The 15,904-nt window shown below is 65.2% G+C and carries 14 protein-coding genes; 10 read left to right on the top strand and 4 right to left on the bottom strand.

The features are described from left to right. Positions 1 to 11 precede the first annotated feature (11 nt). A complete protein-coding gene (locus tag Spa11_RS17885; protein ID WP_145114752.1) occupies positions 12 to 1,415 on the bottom strand; it encodes a hypothetical protein in 1,404 nt (467 codons plus the stop codon). A 273-nt stretch (positions 1,416 to 1,688) separates the two neighbouring features. Here Spa11_RS17885 and Spa11_RS17880 point away from each other — a divergent pair, with 273 nt between their 5' ends. Continuing rightward, entirely contained in the window at positions 1,689 to 2,924 is a 1,236-nt protein-coding gene (locus tag Spa11_RS17880; RefSeq protein WP_145114750.1) for a Glu/Leu/Phe/Val family dehydrogenase, read from the top strand. Positions 2,925 to 3,136: 212 nt separating this feature from the next. Continuing rightward, the gene (locus Spa11_RS17875) at positions 3,137 to 3,334 is read left to right on the top strand and encodes a hypothetical protein (RefSeq protein WP_145114748.1); all 198 of its coding nucleotides are present in this window, start codon (positions 3,137 to 3,139) and stop codon (positions 3,332 to 3,334) included. Between the two features lie 91 nt (positions 3,335 to 3,425). Here the strand turns inward: Spa11_RS17875 and Spa11_RS17870 are convergent, their stop codons facing one another. Together Spa11_RS17870 and Spa11_RS17865 are read right to left on the bottom strand one after the other, a co-directional pair. Next, complete coding sequence (locus Spa11_RS17870) at positions 3,426 to 4,463, bottom strand: threonine aldolase family protein (RefSeq protein WP_145114746.1); 1,038 nt, start codon at positions 4,461 to 4,463, stop codon at positions 3,426 to 3,428. Positions 4,464 to 4,650: 187 nt separating this feature from the next. Next, the gene (locus Spa11_RS17865) at positions 4,651 to 5,247 is read right to left on the bottom strand and encodes a redoxin family protein (RefSeq protein ID WP_197529491.1); all 597 of its coding nucleotides are present in this window, start codon (positions 5,245 to 5,247) and stop codon (positions 4,651 to 4,653) included. Between the two features lie 196 nt (positions 5,248 to 5,443). Here Spa11_RS17865 and hisD point away from each other — a divergent pair, with 196 nt between their 5' ends. The 4 genes from hisD to Spa11_RS17845 all read left to right on the top strand — a co-directional run bounded on the left by hisD (position 5,444) and on the right by Spa11_RS17845 (position 10,585). Continuing rightward, complete coding sequence (gene hisD / locus Spa11_RS17860) at positions 5,444 to 6,832, top strand: histidinol dehydrogenase (protein ID WP_145114742.1); 1,389 nt, start codon at positions 5,444 to 5,446, stop codon at positions 6,830 to 6,832. A 131-nt stretch (positions 6,833 to 6,963) separates the two neighbouring features. Further along, the gene (locus Spa11_RS17855; protein WP_145114740.1) at positions 6,964 to 7,971 is read left to right on the top strand and encodes an SMP-30/gluconolactonase/LRE family protein; all 1,008 of its coding nucleotides are present in this window, start codon (positions 6,964 to 6,966) and stop codon (positions 7,969 to 7,971) included. Between the two features lie 137 nt (positions 7,972 to 8,108). Next, the gene (gene hisC / locus Spa11_RS17850; RefSeq protein ID WP_145114738.1) at positions 8,109 to 9,170 is read left to right on the top strand and encodes a histidinol-phosphate transaminase; all 1,062 of its coding nucleotides are present in this window, start codon (positions 8,109 to 8,111) and stop codon (positions 9,168 to 9,170) included. Positions 9,171 to 9,328: 158 nt separating this feature from the next. Further along, on the top strand, positions 9,329 to 10,585 hold the full coding sequence (locus Spa11_RS17845) for a hypothetical protein (protein WP_145114736.1): 1,257 nt from the start codon (positions 9,329 to 9,331) through the stop codon (positions 10,583 to 10,585). Positions 10,586 to 10,659: 74 nt separating this feature from the next. Here the strand turns inward: Spa11_RS17845 and Spa11_RS17840 are convergent, their stop codons facing one another. Further along, positions 10,660 to 11,235, bottom strand: coding sequence for a DNA-3-methyladenine glycosylase I (locus tag Spa11_RS17840; RefSeq protein WP_145114734.1), 576 nt, complete (start codon positions 11,233 to 11,235; stop codon positions 10,660 to 10,662). Positions 11,236 to 11,302: 67 nt separating this feature from the next. On the opposite strand from Spa11_RS17840, the gene mnmG reads away from it, so the two are divergent. From mnmG to Spa11_RS17820, 4 genes are all read left to right on the top strand, one after another. Then, a complete protein-coding gene (gene mnmG / locus Spa11_RS17835) occupies positions 11,303 to 13,195 on the top strand; it encodes a tRNA uridine-5-carboxymethylaminomethyl(34) synthesis enzyme MnmG (protein WP_145114733.1) in 1,893 nt (630 codons plus the stop codon). Positions 13,196 to 13,763: 568 nt separating this feature from the next. Then, a complete protein-coding gene (locus Spa11_RS17830) occupies positions 13,764 to 14,345 on the top strand; it encodes a response regulator (RefSeq protein ID WP_145114731.1) in 582 nt (193 codons plus the stop codon). 124 nt (positions 14,346 to 14,469) lie between these two features. Then, the gene (locus tag Spa11_RS17825; protein ID WP_145114729.1) at positions 14,470 to 15,195 is read left to right on the top strand and encodes a sensor histidine kinase; all 726 of its coding nucleotides are present in this window, start codon (positions 14,470 to 14,472) and stop codon (positions 15,193 to 15,195) included. A gap of 5 nt (positions 15,196 to 15,200) precedes the next feature. Next, positions 15,201 to 15,875 (top strand): hypothetical protein, encoded by a 675-nt coding sequence (locus Spa11_RS17820; protein WP_145114727.1) that lies wholly within the window; start codon positions 15,201 to 15,203, stop codon positions 15,873 to 15,875. The last annotated feature ends 29 nt before the right edge of the window (positions 15,876 to 15,904 follow it).

The following is a 15,904-nucleotide window of genomic DNA, read 5'->3' as shown; positions in this document are numbered from 1 at the left end:
ATTCTTTTAGGCTAGTTGGCTTGAAAAACCGTGGGCAGAGTATCGCCACGGCCCTCGGCCGCGGCGCGGGTGGTGATCGTGACGCCCCCATCGCCGACGACGTAGACCAGCTTCTGCCTCAGGTCGGCGGCGTCGGCGGCCTCCTTATCGGGGTTTGCCCGGCGGAGCACTTCCAATAGCGCGGCCTCGGCCGGCAGGTCCGTTACGTCCAAAGCGAGCATCTGGTTGCGGGTGATCCCATCTAACTGTAGGTCGCGGCCACGGATCTCGATCGGCGTGGCGATCGTCTCCGCTAGAATCGCTACAGCCGTCTCAAGCGATTCCCGTGTGAACTGAATCGTCACGGGCGTCTGCAAACGCTCGGCAATCGGTAGCTCCGCCAGCGACGGCGCCGCGGAGATCATCGGTTCGGCAACCACCGGCGAAGCCAGCTCTGCGATGACCCGCTCGGCGGCGAGGGCGAGTTGGTGGGCCGTGCCGGACGGGACATAGCCGTTCACCACCGCCTGCCGGCCATCGACGCCCCGCCGCGCGTACTTGCCGACCACCGCCATCATCCGTGGCGAGCGCTCGACCACCCGCCGGCTGTAGGCCGACCAGTCGCGGCCGCGAACCACGGCGTCGAGGTCGTCGTCCCAGCCCTGGCTCTGCTTCACCACGCCGGCGGCGACACGCACCTCGGGCTCCGAGGCGTTGGGGACAACGCGTAGCTCCCAGTACAGCCGCTGCAGGTCGTCGATGTGCAGGCTCAGGGCCACGGCGGCCCACTCGTCACGCCCCTGGGCGAGCACCAGCTCACGCAGCGGCGCCCACGGCCCGCTCAAGAGGGCGCCCCCATCGCCGACCAAGAACCGTGGCAGGCACACCAGCGTCACGTGTCGGTCGCTGTCGGTCGTGTCGATCAGCTGCTCGAACTCTCGCGGCACGAGCGGCAGGTCGTCCGACGCTGAGTCGCTTGAGGCTGAATCACTTGAGGCCGGGGGGTCCACCGCAACCGTCTGGCTGACGGATTCGTAATCTTCCCCCGCGGCGACGCCCACGGTCACCACCTGGGCCGACTCCAGCGCCGCATCGTCAAGCAACAGCGCCCGCCAGACTCGGCGGCCCTCGGCCGTCGCCAGCAGCGCCTGCGGGCGGGCGTAGAGGAACAGCCCCGACTCGGCGGGGACGAGCGACAGGTCGATCGGCTCTCCGCTCGTCGGCGAAGCCCACAGCGTCCGGCCGTCATCGTCCACCAGCCCGTCGCTCGGCTCCTGCGGAGCGGCGTTATCCGACACCGCCTGAACCCCCGAGCCCTGAACAATCGGCGCGGGCGGTGACGTAGACTTAGACGCAGCGCTATTCGGCGCCGAATCGCCACATCCGAGCGCTCCGAGCGTCAGCAGAACCAGCGAATGGCGAAAGCGAGGTTGCATCCCACCATTTTAAGGCAGCAGCGACCACGTCGCTAATCGTTTTAGCCACTATTACCCACTATCTGGCGAGCCATTCACCAACCGTGAGAGGCGAGCCGTCAGCGTCAGCGCCCGGAGCGAAGCAGGCGCCCGCAATGACTCCGGGCGCTAGTGCTGACGGCTCGCCAACAGTTCTCGCAACACACGCCCCCCGCGACGCCGGCGCTACCAGCCCACCGCCACTTGCGCTACAGTTCGTAAGTCCGCTCTCCTTCCTTCAAGCGCCTTCCCGCGATGAAAGCCTTCGAAGCCGTCCAGCACTACTTTCACAAGGCGGCGCACGAGCTGGGGATGGAGTCCCCGATGCGCAAGCTATTGATCACGCCCGAACGTGAGCTGACCGTGCAGATCCCGCTCAGGCGCGACGACGGCACGCTCGAGACACTCGTCGGCTACCGCGTCCAACACAACTCGGCGCGCGGGCCGATGAAGGGCGGCTTGCGCTATCACCACGAGGTCGATCTCGACGAGGTCCGCGGCCTCGCGTCGCTGATGACTTGGAAGACGGCCGTCGTGAATATCCCTTACGGCGGCGCCAAAGGGGGCGTCACCGTCAACGCCCGTAGCCTCAGCAAGAACGAGAAGGAACGCGTCACCCGCAAGCTGGTTGACGCCATCCATCAAGTGATCGGCCCCGACTCTGACATCCCCGCTCCCGACATGGGAACCGGGCACGAGGAGATGGCGTGGATCATGAACCAGTACGCCAAGTACCAAGGCTTCAACCCCGGCGTCGTCACCGGCAAGCCCGTTGAGCACTACGGCATTCCCGGTCGCGAAGAGGCGACCGGCCGCGGCGTCGGCCTGCTGACCCTCAAGACGCTCGGCCGACTGGGCCGCAAATCCGCCGGCGCCACCGTCGCGCTGCAAGGCTTCGGCAACGTCGGTACGCACACGGCCAAGTTTCTCAGCGAGGCCGACTGCAAGATCGTCGCCATCTCCGATCAAACCGGCGCCTGGCGCAATCCGAAGGGGATCGATATCAAAGCCGCGTTGCGCCACGTCAACCAGAACAACGGGCAACTCGAGGGCTTCGAAGGCGGCGAACGGATCCCCGGCGATGAGTTGCTCGAGCTCGGCGTCGATGTGCTGATCCCCGCGGCGTTGGGCGGCGTTATCAATGAGTCGAATGTCGCCCAAGTGAAGGCGCCCGTCATCATCGAAGCGGCCAACGCCCCAATCACGCCCGAGGCGGACGAGAAGCTCCAGGAACGCGGCGTCATCATCCTCCCCGACATCCTCGCCAACGCCGGCGGCGTCACGGTGAGTTACTTCGAGTGGGCGCAAAACCGTCAGTTCTATCGCTGGACCCTCGACCGCGTCCGCGGAGAACTCGACCGCACGCTAACGCACGCCTTCGAAGAAGTCTGGGACCGCTCGATCGAGAGGACCCTCGGACTGCGGACGACGACCTTCATGGTAGGCATCGAACGCGTGGCGCGGGCGGCGGAGCTAGCCGGCGTGGCGTGAGTGAGGACTCAACTCGCTCAATCTGAAAATCTGGTAGTCCCGAGTGCAGCGCAGGGGGTGAAGTAGGCGCAGGGACGGTGTCCGCCCTCTCCACCCGTGCCGGTAAGGTCTCGCCAAGAGCGACTGCCGAGATTCTTGCCAATGCCTGGGCTTAGGCGGCGAAGAACGGAAGGTGTAGCCAATCCCTATGCCACTCTCTGGAGCCGCTTGCCATGCGTGCCGCCCTGCTACTTCTCGCCGGAATGGCCTTCATCGCCGGATTCAACCAGCACGTAAAGAAGCTCGAGAGGCGGTCTAAGGAGACCATGCCAGCGACGACAGCCGAGGAGTTCGCCGCCTACCAGCAACGCTGGCGGGCGAATCTGCGTCTAGCCGGGCAGCTGCCCCCAAGCCCCAAGCTCGCCCGATAGATCGAAGGCCCGCTTGCCGGTAGATCGAAGGTCCCGTAGATCGAAGGCGAACCCTAAGCGCCAGCCGGTCGATTGCTACAGACGACTGGCCTCAGTGCAGCGAGGCCACGAGCGATTCGATGACGTGATCAATGTCCGCATCGTTAACGTCGTGGTGCGTCACGGCGCGGATGCGGTGGGGCGAAGGCTGACTGACGAGCACACCGTGATGCGCGAGCCGCGCAGCGATCTCGGCAGCCGTGCCGATCGCCGGGTCGATCTCAATCACGACCAAATTCGTGTCGCAGCGGTCGCCCAAGAGCGACAAGCCCTGCGTGTGTTGCGCAGCATTGGCGAGCTTGGTGGCGCGGGCGTGGTCCTGCGTGAGGCGCGTCACTTGGTGCTGTAATGCGTACAGCGCGCCGGCGGCGATGATGCCCGCCTGACGCCAGCCGCCGCCTAACGCCTTACGCACTCGCCGCGCCGTCGCAATCAACTCGGCCGGCCCCGCGAGCGCCGAGCCGACCGGCGCGCCAAGGCCTTTGCTGAAGCAGACGCTCACCGTATCGAAGGGGTCGCACTGACGGCGGAGGTTGGCGCGCCAGTCGCCCTCGGTGGCGACCGCCGCGTTCCACAGCCGCGCGCCGTCAAGGTGCGTCTTCAGGCCGACGCTATGGGCCCACGCACACGCAGCAACGACGTCGGCCTCGGGCAGGATCGCGCCGCCATAACGGTTGTGCGTGTTCTCCACGCACAGCACCTTGGTGCGCGGGTAATGGATGTTCTCCGGCCGCAGGGCCGCTTCGAGCGTCTCGATACTCGGCAGGCCCGCGGACGAGGGCAGCGGGTGCGCCGCAACGCCCCACAGCTGCGCGTACGCGCCCTGCTCGTAGTAGTAGATGTGACACTGCGAGTCGCAGAAAAACTCGTCCCCGGGCTGGCAATGGACGCGCACCCCTAGCTGGTTGGTCATCGTCCCCGACGGGGCGAACAACGCCGCCTCTTTGCCGAGCAGGTCCGCGACTTGTTCTTCGAGCTCGAAGACGGTGGGGTCGTCGCCGAACACGTCGTCGCCGACCGGCGCCGCCGCCATCGCTTCACGCATGGCGGCGGTCGGTCGGGTGACGGTATCGCTGCGGAGGTCGATCATGCTGCGGATGTTACCCGATCGTTGAACGTTAACGTCCCCGTCCCCCTCCCTTTCAGCGCGGGGGACAAACGGGGATCACCGTTGTGGTTTTGCAGGCGTGTAGTTCTCACCGGTACCTATACCGACTCCGCTAATCAAGTTACATCCTCCCCAGGCACGTCGTGGAAAGAACAAGGGCGACGAATCGTCACTCCTTCGCCGCTTCCAGGGCTTTCTTCGCCGCGACACGGCCGCCGTGAGTGTTGCTCACCTCGGCGAACGTGATCTCGCCCCCCTTGGCGATGACGAACGTGGCGGGATAGGCGGTTTCGTTGGGCGCCATCCACCGGAGGCCGTAGGCGTTCACGAGCTCGTAGTCGGGGTCGAGTAGCAGAGTCACGCCGCCGGGGAGTTCGGTCTCGTTGATCTTGGCCATCGTCGCGGTGAGGAACTCCTCGGCGTGTCCTTCAAGCCCCTTCTGCTGGCCGGGGTAAACGACCACAACGGCCACGCCGGCGTCGGCAAAGTCATTGGCGCTACGGATCAAATCCGCGGTCTGGGCTGAACATGCTGGGCACTGATAGCCGGGATAGCCGCGCAACACCACGAGCACCGTCTTGCCGCCCGCGAAGGTCTCGGCCAGATCGACCTGCTCACCGGCGGTGCTTGTGAGCGTGACGGTCGGGGCGCTTTCGCCAACGGCGGGCGGCTCAGGAGGTGCGACCTCGGCGACAGGCTGGGCGTAGGCCTGGGACGCAGCGAAAAGGCCAGCTACAGCGAACACAGCGGGGCGGAGCAGGGTCATGACGGCGGGGTTCCTACAGAAAACGGGGCAGTGGACAGTTGAAGAGGGCGGCTTGCCTAGCGTACGCCCGACCCCCAGCCTACGCACCGCTCGGCCGGGAGGTTGCGTGAGGCAGCCCACGCCCCGACCCCATTGGCCGTTGTCCGCCCTGAGCCTCTGTAGCGGCCCGTGCCGGGCAGTTACGCTGGAGGGTCTTATGACGCTTAACGCCGCCAAACCGCTCGCTATCGCCCGTATCGACGCCCGTAGGGCCGATTCTCGGGGTCCCATCGACGATCTCCGCCGCAAGCTGGCGCCGGAGGGGAACGTCGTCTCTGCTGCGGGCCGGCGGAAAACGATCGAGGTTTTTGGTGAGCCTTTGTCGCCCGTCGAAGTCGTGGACCGCATCTGCGAAGATGTCCGATCGCGGGGCCTGGAAGCGGTGCTGGAGTACACCGCAAAACTCGACGGCGCCCAGCTCACCGCCGAGACACTTCGGGTCTCGCCCGACGAGCTCGAAACGGCCCACCGGGCGGCGGACCCCGACTTCCTGGCGATGATCCGCCGTATCCGTGACCGCTTGCTGCGGTTCCAGACGGCGATTCTTCACAAGGATGTCCGCGTCGAGATCGAAGGGGGCGGCTACCTCCGTCAGCGTTACCTCCCTCTAAGCCGCGCGGGCCTCTGCGTCCCTGGAGGCGCCGCGGCGTATCCGTCCACCGTGCTGATGACCGCCGTCCCGGCCCAAGCCGCCGGCGTGCCCGAACTGGCGGTCGTCGCACCGCCGACGAAGTTCGGCAGCTACAACACCGACCTCTTGGCGACGTGCCACGAACTCGGCGTCACCGAGGTCTACCGCATGGGCGGCGCGCAAGCCGTTGCGGCGCTGGCTTACGGATGCGAGGGCGTCCCGAAGGTCGACAAGATCGTCGGCCCCGGCAATCTCTTCGTCGCGCTTGCGAAGCGACGTGTCTTCGGCGAGGTCGGCATCGACTCGATCGCCGGTCCAAGCGAGGTGATCGTCGTCGCCGACGCCTCGACTCCGCCTGCCTACGCCGCCGCCGACCTGATCGCCCAAGCCGAGCACTCGCCCGGCTCCGCCGTGCTGCTTACTTGGCACGAGCCGCTCATCCACCAAGTCGCCGCCGAACTCGACAAGCAGCTCGCCACGCTCGAGCGCAGCGACCTGACGCGCCAATCGCTCGAATCCTTCGGCGCGCTGATCACGGTCCGCGACCGCGAGCACGCCGCGCAGTTGTGCGACGAACTGGCGACCGAGCACCTCCACATCGCCTGCGAAGACCCCGAGGGGCTGCTCGATCAGGTGCGTTGCGCCGGCGCCGTGTTCCTCGGTCCGTTTGCCCCGGTGCCGGTAGGCGACTACTCAGCGGGCCCGTCACACGTACTGCCCACCGGCGCGACGGCGACGTTCGCGAATGGGCTGTCGAGCAACGACTTCCTCCGTTCCAACAGCGTCATCGCGTTCACCGAAGCGACCCTCGCCACGCAAGCCGACGACATCGTGCGGCTCGCCAACGTCGAAGGCCTCACGGGGCATGCTCGGACGGTTACGATCAGAAAGGGAACCACAGATGGACACAGATGAACGCAGATAACAAGTCTTTGTATCAATCTCCGTTGGGAGGTGCAGGTCGCTTTTTGGTGGTCACGTTGCTGTGAAGTCTTAATCCGTGTTTATCAGTGTTCATCCGTGGTTCCCTCTCTTCTTAGAACAATATGATCGCCCGACTCCTCATCATCGCCCTACTGCCCGCGGTTGCCGTTGCGCAGGACACCAAGAACTTCCCCACGCTCGGCGAGGTCGTGCGGCTCGACCCGGCGCTCGACAGGCTCATCGCGAAGGACGCGAAGGTCGAGGTCCTCGCCGGCGGGTTCGTGTGGTCGGAGGGACCGGTATGGGTCGAACGTGACGGCGGTTACTTGTTGTTCAGCGACATCCCCAACAACAAGATTGTGAAGTGGGTCGAAGGGAAGGGCGCTAGCACGTTCTTGCAGCCCTCGGGTTACACGGGCCTAGGCTCTTACGGCCGTGAGCCGGGGAGCAACGGCCTGGCGCTCGACCCCGAGGGCAACCTCACGATGTGCGAGCACGGCGACCGCCGCGTCTCGCGCATGACGTGGGACGGCGGCAAGCGGACGCTCGTCGATAACGTTGAGGGCAAACGCCTCAATAGCCCCAATGACCTCTGTTGGGGAAAGAACGGCGACCTCTATTTCACCGACCCGCCGTACGGTCTGCCCAAAGGCTGGGAGTCTTCGACGCGCGAGCTCGACTTCTGCGGCGTGTATCACTTATCGAAGGATGGCAAGCTGACGGTCGTTGATAAGACGCTGCCGCGCCCCAACGGCGTTGCCCTCTCGCCCGACGGCCAGACACTCTACGTCGCCCAGTCGGAGTCGAGCGCCGCGATCGTGCGTAAGTACCCGGTTGCCGAGGACGGATCGGTCGGCGAAGGATCGCTCTTCTTCGACGCGACCGAGCTCGCCAAGGACCACCGCGGTCTGCCGGACGGACTTGCAATCGATCAGAACGGCAACGTCTGGACGACCGGCCCCGGTGGCGTGCTGGTCGTCTCGCCCGAGGGGAAGTTGCTCGGCCGCATCCTCACCGGCGAGCTAACCGCCAACTGTTGCTTCGGCGGCGCCGACGGCCGGGCGCTCTACATGACCGCCGACACATGGCTCTGCCGTATCCAGACCACAACGACGGGCGCCGGCTTTTGAGGACAAAGACTGTTTAACCACAGATTTCACGGATACCACGGATAAGAATTTGTAGGAGACGCCTCCTACAGACATGGCAAGCACTATGGTTCTATCCGTTCCATCCGTGGTTCCAAAAAGAACTAGAGAAGGCAACGATGTTCCGTGAGTCGATCCAGCAGATGACCGGCTATGTCCCCGGCGAGCAGCCGCGCGGGACGAAGCTGGTGAAGCTCAACACCAACGAGAATCCTTACCCGCCTTCGCCGAAGGTCGTGGCCGCGATCCGCGCCGCCGCCGACAGCGGATTGCAGCGCTACCCGGACCCGCAGGCGACCGCCTTCCGGATGCGTGCGGCCGAAGTGCTCAAGACGCACAACGCCGAGATCACGCCCGACTGGATCCTCTGCGGCAACGGCAGCGACGACATCCTGACGATCGTCACCCGCACGTTCGTCGATCAAGGCAAGTCGGTCCGCTACCCGTGGCCGACCTACATGCTCTACAAGACGCTCGCCGAGATTCAGGGCGTCCGCCACGAGGCCGTGCCGTGTGAGCCCGACTGGACGATCGGCTACGAGCTGACGGCGCCGTCGCCCGACTTGCAGCTTGTGTACCTAGCGAATCCCAACAGCCCCAGCGGCACGTTGCTGGCGCCCGGCGAGGTGGCGGCGATCGCCGACGCGCTGGAGTGCCCCGTGTTGGTGGACGAGGCGTATGTCGATTTCGCCGAGACGAACTGCCTCGACCTCGTGCGGACCAACGAGCGGGTGCTCGTGAGCCGTACGCTCAGCAAGAGTTATGGCTTGGCGGGGCTGCGGTTCGGGTACGTCGTTGCGCAACCCGACGTGATCGCGCAGCTCGCCAAGGTGAAGGACAGCTACAACTGCGACACCCTGTCGATCGCCGGCGCCACCGCCGCGATCGACGACCAAGCGTGGCTCGCCGACAACGTCGCCAAGGTACTCGCCGAGCGGCAACGGCTCGACGCCGGCCTGCAAGCGGCGGGCTTCGTCACGACGCCGTCCAGCGCCAACTTCGTCTGGGCGACGCACCCCTCGGGCCAGCACCAAGCGATCTACGAGAGTCTTAAGGAGTCGGGCGTCTTGGTCCGCTGGATCAAGCACCACGGCTGGGCCGGCGGCGACGACGGCCTCCGCTTCTCGGTTGGCACGCCGGAGCAAACCGACGTGCTGCTTTCGCTGCTAGCGACATGTTGACCTCATAGCGATGTCAGTGCCCGAGAGACGCCCCTCAACATTTCCGCCGATGCCGGGAATGCGTGTTGTGACGGTCGCCCGGGCGCCGATAGTCCCCACGGGGAGGGCCTGCGCCCGCTCATGCCGAGCGACGCAAAGGCCCCAAGGGGGGAAATCGCATGGCCCACTGGGCTGCTTCGGCTTGTCGTTTCGTCGCCGCCGTCATGACGGTAGGAACCTGCCTATCGCAGGGCGAAGTCCGTGCGCAAGAGCCTGACGTCGGCGCGCCGACGCTGCTCGCGATGCCGGGCGAATCGACTGCTTATCCCAACGGCACGTTCGGTGAACAGCTCTCAGCCGCGAGCGGACCGGCCGACTATCCCGTCGGCGGTCCGGGCTATCGCCCCGGCGCTGGGCGTCGTGACGACTGGCTCGTGGGGCCGCACTGGCGCGTCACGGTGGACGGCGTGGTGCTGTCGCGTGGCGAAGCCGACCTCGCCGCGATCCTCGCTGAAGTCGAGCCGATTGCGCCGGCGGTCGCACTGCCCCCGCTCGAGTTCTACAACAATTTCGATCACGCCGCCGGCGCCAGGGTGCTGCTGACGAGCGAGTACCCGCAGTTTGCAGGTTATGAACTGCAGGTGGGGTACCTCGGCGCTGAGAAGTGGACCGCTAACGCGTATTGGGAAGAAGAACCCATCACAGCCGGCGACATCGCCGGTATGCAGCGTCGCCAGCTCGTCTACGACTCACGCTTCCACTCGGGTGAGATCAACTTCCAGAAGATGACGCCGGGCTATCTCAAGCCATTCGCCGGTGTTCGGTACATTGCCTTTGGCGAGTCGGTCTCGGACATCAACAAACAGTACACAAACGTCATTCTGCCCGACCCCGACATCACGGTGCCGGGTGATTCGCTCTCCTCGATCCTTGCTCAGCAGAGCAATGGCGTCGAAGTCGATAACAACTTGATCGGCTTCCAGAGCGGTCTGCGGCTGGACATGTGGCGTCCGACCCGGCGGCTCCATCTGACCGGCTTCGTTTCGGCGGGTGTCTATTGCAACTTCATTGATCGCGACCGCGTCTCGAGTAGCACGGTGACCGTTACCACCAAAGAGACCGTGGTCGATGACGACAACAACACGCCACTCGACCCGAACGACGACACGCGGAGTATCGACACCACAACGAACTCGCTGACGACCAACGTGGCTACCTCGGCCGACGGCACCCGTATCGCCTTCACGACCGAGGCCTCGCTCGCCGCGACCTGGCGTCTCAGCAACACCACCGCGTTACGCGGCGGTTACCAGGCGCAGTTCCTCGGCGGCGTCGAGCTGGCCGAGAACCTCTGGACCGCCCCGCCGCCGATCACCGCGGAGAGCGACGAGCTCTTCCTGCACGGCTGGTTCGCCGGCATCGAGTATCGACGCTAGCGCTGAGTGGGCAGTAGGCAGTGGGCTGTAAGTCTTCTCTCTCCCGAAGGGAGAGACCGCATCCTGCCCACTGCCTACTGCTCACCGTCGACTTGCTTCATGCGGAAGCATGAAACGAGGTGATCATTCACTAACCCCGCCGCCTGCATGAAGGCATAGCAGGTGGTGGGGCCGACGAAGCGGAAGCCGCGGCTCTTGAGTTCTTTGCTCATCGCTTTCGAGGCGGTCGTCTCGGACGGGATGTCGCCCATCTGCTTCCAACGATTAACGACCGGCTTGTCATCGACGAACGACCAGACGAGGCCTGAGAGCGTCTCGCCCGCCTCTTGCAGCGTTAGCAACGCGCGAGCGTTGGAGATCGTCGATTCGATCTTGCCGCGATGGCGGATGATCGACGCGTCCAGCAGCAGCTTCTCGACACGCTTGGGCGTGTAGCGGGCGACGACCCCGGGTTCGAAGTCGGCAAACGCTCGGCGGTAGCCCTCGCGCTTGAGCAGCACGGTGCGCCACGAGAGCCCCGCCTGCGCGCCTTCGAGCGTGATCATCTCGAACAGCCTATTGTCGTCGCGCAGCGGAACACCCCACTCCGCATCGTGGTAATCGCGTTCGGCGTCGGAGCCCTCGGCCCACGGGCAGCGCATGGTTGGCATGCTCGAAAATGTAGCCCGTATCTGGCCCGTCGTCTGCGGCCTTCCGGCCGAATACAATGAGTTGGCTATGAGCGAAACCACCTACGAATACGACGTGATCGTCATCGGCGCCGGCCACGCCGGTACCGAAGCGGCGCTGGCCGCTGCGCGGATGGGGGCACGGACGGCCCTGCTGACGACGAACCTCGACACGGTCGGCCAGATGAGCTGCAACCCGGCCATCGGCGGCGTCGGCAAGGGGCAGATCGTCCGCGAAATCGACGCCCTCGGCGGCGCGATGGGCCGGGCGATCGACGCTACCGGCATCCAGTTCCGGATGCTCAACCGCAGCAAGGGCCCGGCGATGCACAGCCCCCGCGCCCAAGCCGACAAGCGCGCCTATCAAGCCGAGATCAAGCGACTCGTCGAAGAGCAAGAGAATTTGGATCTGCGGCAGGAGGGAGTAGAAGAACTCCTGACGGAGAATGACGAAGCACGAATGACGAATGACGATAACGATCTTCGTCATTCGATCTATGGTGTCCGTGTCCGAGGCGGCGCCACTTACCAAGCGCATGCCGTCGTCCTCACCACCGGCACCTTCCTCCAAGCCCTCATGCATACCGGTGAGGCGAAGACTCCCGGGGGGCGGGGCGGCGAGGGGACTTCGTGCGGTATTAGCGCGTCGCTTGAGCGGCTTGGCGTGCGGCTCGAGCGCTTCAAGACCGGGACGCCGCCGCGGCTTAATGCGCGGACGATCGACTACTCGAAGTGCGAAATGCAACCCGGCGACGCCGAGCCGCAACCGTTTTCGTTTCTCACCGATCGGCTGACACAGGAGCAGGTCCCCTGCCACATCACGTACACGACGCCCGCCGTCCACGACCTGATCCGCGCTAACCTGCACCGCGCGCCGATGTATAGCGGGCAGATCAACACGAGCGGCCCACGCTACTGCCCGTCGATCGAGGACAAGGTCGTTCGCTTCGCCGAGAAGGAGCAGCACCAACTGTTCCTCGAACCCGAAGGGCGGCAGACGCTCGAAGTTTACGTCAACGGCGTTTCCACAAGCCTGCCGCGCGACGTGCAGGACGCCATGCTCCGCCACATCCCCGGCTGCGAGAGGGCGAAGATCATGCGCTATGGCTACGCCGTCGAGTACGATTACGCCCCGCCCGATCAGTTGACGCCGACGCTCGAGTCGAAGCACGTCGCGGGCTTGTTCTTCGCCGGACAGATCAACGGCACCACCGGCTACGAAGAAGCGGCCGCCCAGGGCCTCATTGCTGGCGCCAACGCCGCACTGCAGGTCGCCAACCGCGAGCCGTTGGTGCTGGCACGGGACGAAGCGTACATCGGCGTCTTGGTGGACGACCTCGTGACGTGCGGCGTGGACGAGCCCTACCGCATGTTTACGAGCCGGGCCGAGTACCGACTCTCGCTCCGCCAAGACAACGCGGACCGCCGTCTAACGCCCCTGGGGGCCCGCTGCGGGCTCGTGACGGCCGAACGTGAAGAACGCCTGCGGCGGAAGCTGGGCCTCGTGGATCGCATTGCGGGCCTCCTGGAGAGCGTCCGCTATCAAGGCCGCAACTTGGGCGAGCACCTCAGGCGCCCCGAGATCGACTGGCAAGCTATCGTCGCGATGGCGCCCGCCGAACCCGCCGCCGAGCTCGCCAGCGCGCCGAGCGACGTGATCGAGCAGGCGCTGTTCGACGCCCGTTACTCGGGCTACGTCGCCCGACAGCAGACGGAGATCGATCGCCAGCACCGGCTCGCCGAGAAGCGGATCCCCGCGGCGTTCGACTACGCGCGTCTGACGCACCTGCGACACGAGGCGCGCGAGAAGCTGTCTCGCGTGCAGCCGACGAACCTCGCCCAGGCAAGCCGCATCAGCGGGGTAACCCCGGCGGACATCGCACTGCTCATGGCGCACCTCGACGGCGGCAAGCGGCGCAGCGATTCTCAGCCTCAGGCGTGACCTTACGCACGAAGCTGACGAAGTTCACTGCCCGCATTTTCATGCAACGATTTACGGTTAAGTGCTTTTCCTGCAATCGCTTACAGCGATGCGACTCGTGTTGACGGGGGGCCCTCGCCCCTTATAATCCGGCGACGAGGGTAATTGAGGCAACCTCGGCGAATGCGGTGAGGCCAGTGTTCTGCGGTCTCCGTGGGGCTTTGCGATACCGGTGGCGTTTGCGTCGCAAATGACGTTTGCACGATCGCGATAGTTTGCAAAGCTACGGAAAGAAGGCGCCCTGCGGGCCCCCTGGGCTGCAGGTCAGGCTTCGACTAGCAGGTCTGGGCGATCCGCGTCGCATAGTTCGAAGCGTCCTTCGGGCGCTGCGGGCGAACGAGGCGAAGTTCAGAACCATCGGTCGCGTCGGTCGCCGCCTTATGGGGCGCGACCGCCGCGGAAGCAAAACGAAAATCGAGCGTGGACGGAGCCGCTCGGCTCTGGCCCTGACCCTTAAGAGGGAAGGGCCGGCCGCCGAATCGCCCGGCCTGACGCACAGCCATCAACTAGGGAGAGGGGTGGTTCGTCCATGAAAACTGTCTTCACGACCGGCGAAGCCGCGAAGATCTGTAAGGTCAGCCAGCAGACGATTATCCGCTGCTTCGACTCGGGACAGCTCAAGGGCTTCCGCGTCCCTGGCAGCCGATTCCGCCGCATCCCGCGCGACCAGCTGTACTCCTTCATGCGGGACAACGGCATCCCGACCGACGCCCTCGACAGCGGGCGCCGCAAGCTGCTCGTCGTTGACGACGACGTCGATCTGGTGGACCTGCTGGTCGATCACTTCGAGCGCGACGGCCGCTTCGATGTCCGCAGCGTCAACAACGGCTTCGGCGCCGGCATGATGATCAAGGAGTTCCGCCCCGACCTGGTGGTGCTCGACGTGATGCTGCCAGACATCAACGGCATGGAAGTCTGTCAGCTGGTCCGCAGCGACAAGTCGATGGACGACGTGCGGATCATTTGCATCAGTGGCATGGTCGAAGAGGACCGCATTCAAAAGCTCCGCGGCGCCGGCGCCGACGACTTCATGAAGAAGCCGTTTGACGTCGACACCCTGATGAGCCGCGTCTGCCAGCTCCTCGACATGGAACCCGCCTCGGCGGGCTGACGGGACAATCGGAACCGCCAAGACGCCAAGAGCGCCAAGAGCGCCAAGGAAAGTCAGAAACTGGTTCAGTTTTTTGGCGATCCTTGGCGCTCTTGGCGTCTTGGCGGTTAGTTGAGATGAGGAAATGTTCGATCCACCAGAGCCGATTTCTGATGAGCTACGGCGGTGGTTTGCGGACGAGCTGCGGCGCGCGAAGCTCGACGCAATGAAGGAGCTGGCCTACGGCGCGAGTCATGAGATCAACAACCCGCTGGCGAACATCGCCCTCCGCGCGCAGACGATGCTCAAACGCGAGGACGACGCCGACAAGCGGAAGGCGCTCGAGGCGATGCACCGCGCGGCGATGCGCGCCCATGAGATGATTTCCGACCTGATGCTCTTCGCGCGGCCGCCGCAGTTGGTGAAGGCGCCGATCGATTTAGGCGCCGTCGCCAAAGCGGTCGTCGCTGAGTTGGCGCCGCGGGCGGATTCGGCGGAGACGCTCCTGCTGATGGCGGACGCGACATCGCCCGTCATCGCCAAGGCGGATAGGGCGCAACTCGCTGTCGCCGTCCGTGCGGTGGTCGACAACAGCCTCGACGCGCTAGGGCAGGGGGGCGAGGTCCGTGTCTCCGTGGACGAAAGCCACGGCGACGCCGTGATCCGCGTCATCGATAACGGCCCCGGCGTGCCTGCCGAGATCCAACCGCACGTGTTCGATCCCTTCTTCAGCGGCCGCGAAGCGGGCCGCGGCTTGGGTTTCGGGCTCTCCAAGTGTTGGCGGATCATCACGGACCATGGCGGCGCTGTGCGGCTCGATAGCGAGCCGGGGCGGGGCGTCACGGTCACGATCACGCTGCCGAAGGGGTGAACGCCATGGTAGGCCCCGAGCGCTGCGACGTCGCCATCTGGGACGTGAACGGTGAGCTAACCGCTGGAATGCTTCGCCAGATGACGCGCGTCACCCGCCACGACGGACCGCAGATCGCCGTCGAGTCGGGTCTGTGGCATGGCCGCCGCATCGCGGTGGGCTATCCTCAACGCGTCACCGCCGCGCGTGCGGCGACGCTCAGCGGCTGCCTGCGGGCGATGTCCCTCGGCAATCCGGCCAATCACCGTGTCGTGATCGGCCCGGCGACAGCAATCACCGGCCGCGCCGCTGTCGGCGATGTTGTTCTCGCAAGCGAAGTCCATGCCAGCGCTGTACGCATCGCCATCGAATCAAGCATTTGCTGTGATCGCATAGCCCACACTCCATTAGGAGACGGTGAACTATCCAAGGCGTCTGCAGTTGCGGCGACGACCGATTGGGCCGCCGTGACGGCTCGTGCAGGCGTGGAAGACGGCGAGCCCACGCTGATTGTCGCCGTCGTGACCGCGACTTCCGCCTCGGAAATCGTGCAACCGCCTCCATCACGCCGGCGCACACTCGCGCGCGAAGCGGGCGCTTACCTCGGTCGGTTCTTGAAGGGCCAATCGAGCGACGGGGCGAACGCCCGCTGTGTCGAGAACGCTGCTCAAACCCTCGCAAGGATTGTCCAAGCGTCGTAAAGGCGAGGCGCGCGACGTTAGTCGTCGGT

Origin of the sequence: Botrimarina mediterranea (assembly GCF_007753265.1) — a bacterium.
GTDB classification, from domain to species: domain Bacteria; phylum Planctomycetota; class Planctomycetia; order Pirellulales; family Lacipirellulaceae; genus Botrimarina; species Botrimarina mediterranea.
Note: the sequence above shows the minus strand (reverse complement) of the source record. Positions and strands in the feature narration are given on the sequence as shown.